Below are 10,261 nucleotides of genomic sequence, written 5' to 3' on the forward strand. Positions count from 1 at the left end.
CGCCTCCTGGCCGTCCGCGCGGGCCACCCCGGCCTGCATGAGCCTCTGGCACAGCAGGCCGGTCTCCGCGTCCGGCGCAGGGATGGTGTACTCCGTGCCGCCGAGCGGCAGCGTGAGCGTGTCGTCGAAGAACTCGTCGAGGGCCTTGAGCTTCGCCATGGGTTACGCCGCCACCGGGTTGTCGATCTCGACGGGCTTGCCCTGGCCGAGCAGCTCGATCTCGAACGGCTCCAGGTCGGTGGTCTCGCCGCCGGCGCCCTTGTAGTCGACTCCGGCGCGGCCCTCGTACGCGTCGGGTGAGCCGTCGCGCCGGTACCAGCGCACGTGCACGTCCGCGCCGGGGCCGACGACGTGGCCGGCCTGGCGCAGGAACTCCTGCCCGGGGTCCGGCACAAACGTGAGAGCGTCGGCGTCGCGCTTGCGGTTGCCATTGACCGTCAGCGTCCATCCGCGCTGAGTGATCACCTGAGACGACCAGCCGTCACCGTCGAAGTCGCTGTCGTCCTCGGCGTTGGTGTCGATCTCCTCCGAGAACTCCGTGAGGCCCTTGACGGGCGTCCAGGTCGGCGCGGCAGTGGTGCCGGTGTTGACCTCGACGGTCCAGTCCTTGGCGAGCAGGCTGCGCAGCGTCATCTCATCTCCTTGTGAGCGCATGCCGAAACCGCCAGCGATAGAGCTGGCAGCAATGAAAAAAGAGGGGGAAGGGAGTCAGCCCCGGTACGTGGACGGGCGGACGCACAGCAGCTCGTAGCTGTCGGCCCGCTCCACCCGGCCCGAGCCGTCCCGCGTGTGCGGGGAAACGATGCGCCGCTGAGCCAGCAGCACGAACACACCGGTCGACAGGCGGCGCTCGCTCAGGCCGTGCACCGCGTTGAACACGGCGTCGGCCAGGTCGTCGGCCACGCGCGGGTCCTGGCCGCCCCTCACCCGGAACTGCACCAACACGGAGCTGTCGGTCTGCTCGATGTCATCGCCGCCCTGGCCGAGGCCGTACGTCGCGAGCGAGATGGCCAGGTCCGGGGCGGACGGCAGACCGCCGAGCGTGATGGCGGTCTGGTCGGCGGTGTAGACCCCTTCGGGGTTCCAGTCGCCTGCGCCCGCGTCCTCCAGGAGCTGGCCGATGCCCGCCAGCAGCATCCGCGTCCACCCCGGCGGCGGCGTCACCGGAACAGCTCCTTCAGCTGCTGCGCGAGCAGCGCCTGCACCGCGTGGGCTTCCTCTTCGAGCGCCGTCTCCAGGTACTTCGCTTCACGGCCGGGCGCGTGCTTCCAGGTCAATTCCTCGTGCTGCCTGACCGCGTACGGCTGGCTGTAGCTGACAGCGGCCCGCAGCGCCGAGCGATCCACCGACGTGTCGCCCGAGTTCTGCAGATGGCCCTCCTGCAGCGGCACCCGCATGTTCGACACCTGCAGCACGTGCAGCGCCGCGTCCTTGAGCGCGCGAGCGGCCACCGTCTTGGTCTCCTCGTCGAAGGCTGCGACGTTGAGGTGCATGTCCAGCTTGACGTCGATGCCGTCCTTCACTTCAGCGCCACCTCCACATGATCGGGCGTCGGCAGGCCGCCGCCGTCGCGGACGAGGGACGTGATGGCCGTGGTCGTCCGGCCGTTGACCGTGACCTGGCTGCCCGGAGGGCACACCACGCCCGGCTTGAAGTACAGGGTCGTGTCGGAGACGACCTCCAGGCCGGTGGCATCGCGGACGAGCTGCCGCTTGTCGTCGGCCAGGCACGGATGCTCCTCCGGCTGGCCGTACACCGGCCCGTACGCGCCCTCGCCGACCAGCGGCTTCACGGTCGCCGTGTGGCGGAACATCCAGTCCGGGATGGCGGTCACCAGGTCATCACCGCAATCAGGAAGCCAGCCGCCAGCAGGATCGACACGGCGTCCTGCGCGTACCGGGGGGCTTCGCCTGTCTTGCTGTCCGCGCGCGCGAGCCGCACGGATCCCATGGCGACGTCCTTGAAAGCCGACGCGGTGCCGAACTCGTCCCCCACCGCGAGCGTCCATGCGGCCTGCGCGCAGGTCGCCCGCATGATGGCGTCCTTGAGCACCGCGTCCACGGCGATGCCCTCGGCGGTCGTCTCGTAGATGGCGTTGGACAGCATCTCGTCGACCCGCTCCGACGCCCGCGTGAGCCGCCGCGTGATGTCGTCCGGGCCTGCCGTGCCGGTGTAGTCGATGTAGTCCTGCGCCGTGGCGTACGTCGGCATGTCGGCTACCCCGCAGGCAGTTCGAGGACGTCGACCGTCAGCCCGGCCGGGTCCGAGTAGTCCAGGTACACCTTGCCGTTGGCCTGGTTGTAGATCGCGGGCAGCGGCGGGATCAGCACGTCCCCGTCATCGGCCGGGACCATGTACGGCACGTCGGGGATCGGCTGGCCCTCGATCTCGCCGGGGATCTGCACCGTGACCGTCCGGGCCGCGGCGTTGACGTTGCGCACGCGAATCATGCGGCGGCCGTTGTTGACGAACGCGTGCCCGTCCGCAGCGGCGGGCGTAGGCAGGTCGGCCGCCAGGTCGTGCCCGGCGCGCACGATCTTCGTGACGGGCAGGTCAGTTCTAGGCATCATCCTCCTCCCGGCCGAACTCCTTCACGAGGCTGGCCTTGCTGAGGGCGTTGGCGTCCTTCTCGGCCATGCCCTTGGAGATCGCGTAAGCGATCCACGCGGCCCGATGGTCGGTTTCGAGCGGGCGTGACGGCCCGGCCGGGGGCTCATCGGGCGTCTCGGCCTGCTCGTCGGGGGCGTCGATCAGCAGCCAGTTCGGCAGCGCGTCCAGCCGGGCCGACCGGTACGGCGTCTGGTACACGTCGCTGGTGCTGCTGTTGCGGTACACGTACATGCGCGCCGCCCTACGGATTCACTCGGAGATCGACCTGCACCACCACTTCGGTCGGGCTACCAGCCGGGTCGGCGGTGACGACCGACAGGGTGTCGCCGGCGGCGAATACGGCGTTCAGCAGGTGCGTCCAGCCCGTCCACGCGTCGGTTTCGGTGGCCAGGTTGTCCGCGAGCAGGTCACCGCTGTTGCGCTTGGCGTTCACGGTGCCGCCGGTCTCGCCCGCGCGGTAGGCGCGCACGGCGACGGCCGTGCAGGCGACCGGGAGCCTGGTCACCATGTAGGTTCCGGCCGCGCCCTTGGGGACGCGGTACTCCTTGGTGAAGGTGCGGACGGCGGACAGGTCGACGTCGCCTGCCTTGCCGTCCACGCTGTTGACCTTGTGGCCCATCGTGTGCCCCCTCCTGAGGCTGGGAGATGGAAGGCCCACCCGGAGGTGCGGGCGGGCCTAAAAGTACGCCTCACACAAGCTGAAGAGCTTGCAAGAGGAGTTACGCGACGTCCGCGTCCTTGATGAGAACGGCCCGGTTGGCGTCGAGCGTCTTAGTGCCGTACAGGCAGTCGATCGACACAACGTCCTGCTTCTTGTCGATGTCGTAGTCCATAACGACTCTCAACCCGAAACCCTTATAGCTTGCGACAGCAGCGTTCGCGGCACCCTGCGGAAGCACGAGGGGCCTGGTGACGAGGGCGAACGCGGTCCGGTGAAAAGCCATACCGACCTCGGACTTGCTGTTGCCGGTGGTCTGCGCCGGGACCTTGATGTTCTGCGTCTGGTAAGGATCGTGACCGAAGACGCGCCTGCCCAGCGACGCCTCACGCAGGCCGTCAGTGTCTCCCCTGGCGTCGGCCCTGTTGAACAGGTCGTCGCCGAGCCACAGCGCCTCGATCTCGGGGCCGACCACGATGTAGCGGTCCGCGCTGGGCACGTTGCGCTGGTTCAACACCCTGCGCGCGTCGATGGCCACGCGCGGGTTGCTGTAGGCGTACATGTTCTTGCCGACCGGGTTGGCCGGGAACTGCACGCCGCCCGCAGCGGTGACGCCGACCTCCTGGAGGACGTCGTCACGCAGCGCCAGGATGTCCCTGTCGATCTTCTGCGCGATGGCCTCCATCGCCGGGTTGAGCAGCTGCACGCCGAAGTCCTCGATCTTCAACGTGAGCTCTTCCGTGGTCACCGCGAAGGACACGTCGGCGAAGTGGTTCAGGGTGACCGGGATGCTGGTCTCCTGCGCGTTCTGGATCTGGATGCCGTTCGCGCGCACGTACTCGTTGGCCTGGAACACCGCCGGCTTGCGCACGTTGACGGTGTCGCCGATTCTCGCGGCGAACTCCTCCTCGTAGTCCCGGTGAACGAGCATCGCCATCACCGTGGTCTCGTACAGGGTGGCCAGCGCCGCGCGGGCGATGACGGTCGGGGTCAGAAAGGTGTTAGCCATGTGGGCCTACTCCTTGGTGGTGTTGGCCTTCCGGCGCCGTTGCGCGCGGAAGTCATCGGTGGTCATCTGGTCCGGATCGTTGGATCGGCCACCGGGCCCACCGGTGAACTCGCCTCCTGATCGGGCGGGCGGCCCCGGCAGGGATGCCGCCTTGAACTTCGGGTTGTCCTCGACCGCCTGCCGAATCCGCTCGCCCAGGACGGTCGAGAAGTCTTCGGCTGCAGGGTCGAGGTCCTTGATGGAACGCAGGAACGAACGCGAGTCGAGCAGCGCGTCACCGTCAGCGCCCTGCTTGAGCGCGGTACGGTGCACCCCCAGCTCGACCAGCGCCCGCCGGTGCAGCTCACGCTCGGAGTCCCGCTCCTTCGCCGTGCTGTCCCGCTCGGACGTGAGACGGTCGATCATGTCTTTCGGATCGACCGGCTTCTCCTCCTCGACCAGGCCGAGGGCCTTGCCGATCTGCTGCGCCAGCTCAGCCTTCGCCGCCGCCGCGACCTCCTCAGGAGACGGCCCGGCCTGCTGCTCCGCGGCCTTCTCCTTCTCCTGCAGCTGCGTGCGGTACTTGACGGCGTCGGTGCGTGCCCGCCGCAGTTCGGCCTGAGCCCACGCGGGAAGGTCACCAACCTTCCGCGCGTCCGGCTTGGCCTTGTCGTCGGCGGCCGGCGGCTGCTGCTCCGGAGCGGTGTCGTTCGCCGCTTCCGGCGCGAGGGCATCCTGACCGGCCTGGTCTGCGGTGGAGGCCACCTCGATCTGCTCGTCTGCCATGAGCTGACTCCTTGAATCGGTGATGTGCCGCCCGTCCTGCGGGCTGTCGCACGCCGCCCGGCCTGCGGGCGGGCGCAAAAAAGGCGCACCTGGCGGGGTGCGCCTGGAAATGCAGAAGGCCCGCGCCGGGCGGGCCTTTCACATGGTGGTAAGGGATGAGCTAGTCGACGACCAGCTCAAACTCAGGGGCGTACAGGGAGGGGGCGAGGACGTCGGCGGCCGGTCGGCCCGCGTCGTGCGCGTCCTTCAGGATGCCCCATACCTGCGCGGCCGCCGCGATGGCGGGCCTGCCCGCGTCGGCGTTCTTGACGAACCCGGCCGCGTCCTGGCCGTCCGTCCACACGTGGCCGAGGACCATGCCGTCCGGGTCCTTCAGCCATGCACGGCGTACGGCGTCCTGGGCGGCGGGCTTGCCGTTGTAGGTCCCGGCCGCCTGGCCGACAACGGTGATGCTCTCCGAGAACCGCGGATGCTCCTGCTGCTCTGCCATGCCGCGATCCTCCTAGTAGCTGTATCCGGTGTCGATGTCGCCCAGAGGGTCGGGCCGCCAGTCGGCAGGCGGGCCGGTGTCGAACCAATCATCCGGCACGATTTCGGCTTCCACATACCATTGGCTATTCACTTTATAAACGGAATGGACGACGTACGTTGTTCCGCGACGCAAAAGCAATTCACGTTCGCCGGGATTCGACGTGAGCCCTTCCACATTCAATGCGGGATGACCAGCAGGAACGCGGACCGCCAGAGCAATATCGTTGAGGTGGAAGGCGGCCTGCCTGCCGACGCTCGTGCTCATGTACGCCTTATCGCGCAGGACGCGGCCGACCATCCCCTCCATTTCCTCGTCCGACCCGAGATCCACGCCGTTGGCCTTGGTGAAACCGTCATCGACGCCACGGTGCACGATGACCGGCTCCGGCACCGACTGCCGGGTCATCGCCTTGTCGAGGTCGTCGATCAGCTTGCGGGTCTCGGGTCGCCCGGAACGGGGAGGCCCCCGCAGCGCCGAGTTCATAGACGTGTACGCGCTGCCGGTGTACGCCTCGATCGCCCGCAGCTCGTCGTTGTCCCACCGGCTCCTGGGGATCGGCGCCATCTTGGTGTTGATCCACTGCTCGCCGTCGGCGTTGGTCCGGTGCCGGACGGCGTCCCGCATGCTCGACTTGCGTCCGCTGGCGGTGGGCCGTGTTGTCGCATGCGCTTTTGCTCGCATCAATGGTGTGGAGTTCGCCGACTTAGGCTTCGCCGAGCTGGGCGCGGCCGGTGGCGGCTTCGACGACGGATGCAGATCCGGCGTCGTCGTCTCGTCCGGGCGGACCCGCTCACGATTCCTCTGCCGCAGCAGCCCCGTCTTGTCCAGGTGCTCCTTCATCTGCGCCTGGAACGCCTTGGTGTGCTGCTCCGCGGCCTTCTTCTCCGCGCTGCCCGGCGGGGCCGCCGCCGCGCGCCGCTTCCACGCCCGGATCTGCCGTTCGAGGTAGCGCTGCTGCTGCGTGTCCTCGTACGTGCCCTTCGCTGCCGGCTTCGGCGCGGGCTTCGTCAGGCCCGGCAGGTACACGCCGAACGTGTGCTTGCAGTTCGGATGCTGCAACCCGGCCGCTCGCGCCTGGGCGACGGTGCCCGCGACGTGCACGGCGATGATCTCGCCCGTCAGGACGTTCTTCTCCTGCCGGTCGCCGGCCGCCCCCGCCTGGGTGAGCACCTTGCCTTCCCACGGGTCGCACAGCGGGCACGTGTACGGCGCTCGCGACACCATGACCAGGTCACGGCCGTTCTCCCGCAACGTCTGCAGGTGGCCTTCGTTCGCCGCCCGCGCCATTGCTGTACGGGCCGCCATCTCCGCATAGCTGGAGATGGACCAGGTGCGGTTCTTGCCGTCGAAGAACGTGATGCCCTTCGCAGCGAATTTCTGCAGCGCCCGCGTCGTCGCCTGCTCCCGCGTGACCGCACCCGTCAGCGCCAGCGGCGTCGTCTCCGCGATCACCTGCCGGTAGATGTCGTTGACCTGCCGCAACGCCCCCGTCGTGAGGGCAGGCAGCAGGCCCAGCGCCTCCTTCAGCAGCTGCGCCAGCCCCTTGCCGGGGCTGATGCCCTTGTCCTCGCCCAGGCGTTCCAGCTCCTGGCTCGCCCGCACGAAGCCGTCCTGCCACGCCTTCGTGACCCCCTCTTCAAGGGCCTGCGCCGCGAACGACTCCAGCTCCTTCAGGACCTTCTCAGCCTGCAAGCCGAGCGCCTTCACCTCGGCGAGCCGGGCGCTCGCCTGCTGCGGCGCGCTCCCGCTCTTGGCCACCGCCTTCGCGACGACCTCGAACAGGTGCTCCTCAGCCTCGGCGTACCTCGTGGAGATGGCGGCGGCGAGCGCGATACGCTCCTCCACCTGCTCCAGCAGGTCAGCCATCAAGGTCGTCATCCTGGCCAGGGATGATCTGGTCGGAGAACGCGTCGGGGTCGCGGACGTTCATGCCCAGCTCGTCCCGCACCCGCTTCATCTCCGCCGACACCTGGTCGTCGTCCCAGTCCGGATGAACCATCCTGATCCGGGTGTCGATGGACGCGGCCTGCGCCCGGTTCAGCAGATCCACGGTCCGGGCCACCGACTCGGTCTCCAGGAACACGCCGTCAGGCCATTCGATCTGCGGGCGTTCGGCAGTGACCTTCGACTTGTAGATGTAGTGGTCGACGTGCAGCAGGCAGTCGCCCAGCCACGCCAGCGCGGGCGTCCAGTAGCCGACCTTCCGGCCCCGGGTGGTGAGCGACTGCCGCTCGCGGGAGTGGATCTCCGTCGCGGTCGCCTCCACGCCTTCCCCGGCCTCACCGAACGACTGCACGCTGTATCCGGCTCCGCGCAAGATCTGCGCGACCAGGCTCTTGGCGGTCTGCTGGTGCTCGGCCACGCGGATCGCGAACTGCGAGACGGTGATCATGTTGCCGCCGCCGTTCGCGGGCGGCAGCATGCCGAGGCCGGAGTAGATTTCCCGGTCGGGGTCCCAGAACGAGCCCTTGCCGCGGCCGGTGTTCTGCAGGTACACCTCGGGCACGATGATGCGGGCCTTGCCGAGCCGCAGGTCCCGCATCCAGCTCGTCCACGTCTCGTCGAGCGCGTCCATCAGCGGTTCCACCCCGGCGTAGTCGGAGCGGCCCAGCGCCGTGCCGCGCAGCGTCCGGTGCGGGCGCATGTTCGGCACGTAGTAGACGAGCAGGCCCTTGTCGTAGCCGGAATCGAACCCGCCGTCCTCGTCCACGATCTTCGCGAAACCGGCGGTCGCCGGATGATCCTCCAGCGGCACTGCCTGCCCCAGCCGGGCATCATCCCCCTGGTAGAGGCCATGGAAGACGCGGCCCCGCTCGTGACGCTCCAGGTGCCGCCACACGACCTTCTGGTCCTCGCCGACGACCCGCCAGAACGTCACCGCCGCCAGCCTGCCCGAGTGGAACTCCGGCACGGCCGAGTCGGCGGGCAGCGAGTCGACCACCGGATAGTCGGCCATCTCCGTGTCCCAGCCGACCCGCAGGTACACGCCGCCGTAAGCGCTGTCCAGCTCGCCGGCCTCCAGCAGACCGGCGTACACGCTGCCTTCGTTCATGATCTGGTCGAGGCGCTTCTGCGTCTTCTTCCCGGCCGCGCGCAGCGTCGGCGGCTCGCTGAACAGCAAGTCCGCGGACTTGGCCGCGATGTCGGCCGCCAGCGGCACGTGCAGCTTCGTCGACCTGCTCTGCCCGGCCGGGACCGGGCTGCCCCAGAACCAGCGGGCCACGCGGCCGACCGCGCCGCCCGCGAACTGCAGCGGCCGATCCCAGCCCTTCAAGTCCAGGCCGATGCCAGGCGTGACCGCCCCGTTGCCGTACACCTCGGCGAGCCGATCGGGATCACCTGAGTACCAGGCCCCATGCTGCCCGTACAGGCGCATCTCAGCACGCATGTGCGGTGGCGGCCACTCCTGGTCTTCGGATGGGAGCGGCATCACACCACCTCTCGTTGGTCGGTCATCAGGTGATGGGGACGAGCCCGGCAGGCAGCACGGGCGTTTCGTCGACAGCGGTCACACGCACCCACGCCTGGTAGGTGCCAGCGGGCAGCGTCACCGCGTTCTCGCCGGGGCCGACGAGGATCTTCGCGTCAGCGCCGTCCGGTTGCGGCGGCTCCCACTCGGCCGAATGCCAGTCGTCGGCGACGGGCTTCACGTCCGGCGCGGTGAAGGCCAGCTCCACGGCCTCGTGGCCGGTCGCCCCCTCGACGTAGACGTACAGAAACTCCCTGGACAGGGAGGACATCGGCTCCACTGGCACCTCCCTACGTGTGGGGTGAATCCGCTCGCCAGCCCCGGCGCGGCGTCCCGGCCACCCAGCGGCGGCGCGGCGAATGAGCGGACCAGCCGCGCCGGATCAGGCCGACGCCGACGATGTCCCGCCCGATGTCGGCCACCTCGGCGTGCTCGACGAGCGCTCCGGTGTCGGTGGCGACCTTCGGGGCCTCCAGCTGCGCCGAGTCGGTCAGGTACGCGCTGTCGGAGACCGTGACGATCGCCTCGACGGCCGCGTGCTCGATGAGCGCTGCGGCGTCGGACACGGCCACGCCGGTCGAGACGTGCTCGACGAGCGCTCCGATGTCGGCCGCGGCCTTGGCGACCGCCGCCTCAGCGGCTTCGATCAGCGCGCCCACATCGGCCGCCGCTGCCTGCGCCTGCACTGTGACGGCCTCGGCGAGCACGCCCTGATCGCTGGAGACGGGGCCGATCGTCTCGGCGATGTCCACCGTCTCGACCAGCTCGCCGCCGTCGACGTCGGCGGGTTGGGCGTCCACGTGGGCGTTCTCGTCGGCCAAGGACACCTGGTCGGCGCGCTCGTGGCCGAGCTGCAGCGTCCACGTTTCGGTCAGCGTGCCCGCGTCGGCCGCCGCCGCCTGGGCGGCCACGTCGGCGGCCTCAGCCAGCGCTCCGGCGTCGTTGGAGATGGGGCCGACCGTCTTGGCGACGTCGACAAGCTCCACCAGCGTGCCGGTGTCGGCGCTGGCCGCCTGCACGTCCACGTGGGCGGCGTCGGTGGCGTGCGCCTGGTCGACGCCGCTGACGCCAAGCTGAAGCGTCCATGCCTCAGCTAGTGCCGCATCATCTTGGGTTTGCCCCGTTTCGTAGGGACACGCCGATCAAGGTCCCACCTCGGTCGGTGTGATCGCCTCAGACTCTGTTTGTGGCTGAGCGGGTTCGCGTACGCGAGATCGA

Annotated in this window: 16 protein-coding genes; all 16 read right to left on the minus strand. The window is 69.1% G+C overall.

All coding sequences use genetic code 11. From position 1 onward, the window contains the following. The coding region (locus KME77_RS30620) for a DUF7426 family protein (protein ID WP_443679673.1) at positions 1-159 on the minus strand (159 nt) is incomplete at its 3' end. A gap of 3 nt (positions 160-162) precedes the next feature. Beyond that, entirely contained in the window at positions 163-633 is a 471-nt protein-coding gene (locus KME77_RS22200) for a phage tail tube protein (RefSeq protein WP_219470813.1), read from the minus strand. 75 nt (positions 634-708) lie between these two features. After that, a complete protein-coding gene (locus KME77_RS22205; protein ID WP_219470816.1) occupies positions 709-1,164 on the minus strand; it encodes a minor capsid protein in 456 nt (151 codons plus the stop codon). Continuing rightward, positions 1,161-1,523 carry a minor capsid protein gene (locus tag KME77_RS22210; RefSeq protein WP_219470818.1) on the minus strand — a complete coding sequence of 121 codons (363 nt, stop codon included), beginning with the start codon at positions 1,521-1,523 and terminating at the stop codon, positions 1,161-1,163. The genes KME77_RS22205 and KME77_RS22210 overlap by 4 nt, the downstream gene beginning before the upstream one ends. Next, a complete protein-coding gene (locus KME77_RS22215) occupies positions 1,520-1,834 on the minus strand; it encodes a hypothetical protein (protein ID WP_219470820.1) in 315 nt (104 codons plus the stop codon). Before KME77_RS22215 ends, KME77_RS22210 begins: the two co-directional genes overlap by 4 nt. Next, entirely contained in the window at positions 1,831-2,211 is a 381-nt protein-coding gene (locus tag KME77_RS22220) for a hypothetical protein (RefSeq protein WP_219470821.1), read from the minus strand. The genes KME77_RS22215 and KME77_RS22220 overlap by 4 nt, the downstream gene beginning before the upstream one ends. 5 nt (positions 2,212-2,216) lie before the next feature. Then, entirely contained in the window at positions 2,217-2,567 is a 351-nt protein-coding gene (locus tag KME77_RS22225; protein ID WP_219470822.1) for a hypothetical protein, read from the minus strand. After that, positions 2,560-2,841 carry a hypothetical protein gene (locus tag KME77_RS22230; protein ID WP_219470824.1) on the minus strand — a complete coding sequence of 94 codons (282 nt, stop codon included), beginning with the start codon at positions 2,839-2,841 and terminating at the stop codon, positions 2,560-2,562. The genes KME77_RS22225 and KME77_RS22230 overlap by 8 nt, the downstream gene beginning before the upstream one ends. A 10-nt stretch (positions 2,842-2,851) precedes the next feature. After that, a complete protein-coding gene (locus tag KME77_RS22235; RefSeq protein WP_219470826.1) occupies positions 2,852-3,229 on the minus strand; it encodes a hypothetical protein in 378 nt (125 codons plus the stop codon). Positions 3,230-3,329: 100 nt separating this feature from the next. Then, positions 3,330-4,277: a major capsid protein gene (locus KME77_RS22240; protein ID WP_219470828.1), complete on the minus strand. Its 948-nt coding sequence runs from the start codon at positions 4,275-4,277 to the stop codon at positions 3,330-3,332. A gap of 6 nt (positions 4,278-4,283) precedes the next feature. Further along, positions 4,284-5,042 carry a hypothetical protein gene (locus tag KME77_RS22245; protein ID WP_219470830.1) on the minus strand — a complete coding sequence of 253 codons (759 nt, stop codon included), beginning with the start codon at positions 5,040-5,042 and terminating at the stop codon, positions 4,284-4,286. Between the two features lie 160 nt (positions 5,043-5,202). Beyond that, a complete protein-coding gene (locus KME77_RS22250) occupies positions 5,203-5,532 on the minus strand; it encodes a hypothetical protein (protein ID WP_219470833.1) in 330 nt (109 codons plus the stop codon). 12 nt (positions 5,533-5,544) lie between these two features. Beyond that, positions 5,545-7,440 carry a phage minor capsid protein gene (locus KME77_RS22255; protein ID WP_219470835.1) on the minus strand — a complete coding sequence of 632 codons (1,896 nt, stop codon included), beginning with the start codon at positions 7,438-7,440 and terminating at the stop codon, positions 5,545-5,547. Continuing rightward, positions 7,433-9,004, minus strand: a complete 1,572-nt coding sequence (locus tag KME77_RS22260) for a phage portal protein (RefSeq protein WP_219470837.1) — start codon at positions 9,002-9,004, stop codon at positions 7,433-7,435. The genes KME77_RS22255 and KME77_RS22260 overlap by 8 nt, the downstream gene beginning before the upstream one ends. 25 nt (positions 9,005-9,029) lie before the next feature. Further along, the gene (locus tag KME77_RS22265) at positions 9,030-9,323 is read right to left on the minus strand and encodes a hypothetical protein (RefSeq protein ID WP_219470840.1); all 294 of its coding nucleotides are present in this window, start codon (positions 9,321-9,323) and stop codon (positions 9,030-9,032) included. 10 nt (positions 9,324-9,333) lie between these two features. Then, a complete protein-coding gene (locus KME77_RS22270) occupies positions 9,334-10,068 on the minus strand; it encodes a hypothetical protein (RefSeq protein WP_219470842.1) in 735 nt (244 codons plus the stop codon). Positions 10,069-10,261 lie beyond the last annotated feature (193 nt).

It is taken from the genome of Nonomuraea rhizosphaerae, assembly GCF_019396405.1.
Lineage (GTDB): Bacteria > Actinomycetota > Actinomycetes > Streptosporangiales > Streptosporangiaceae > Nonomuraea > Nonomuraea rhizosphaerae.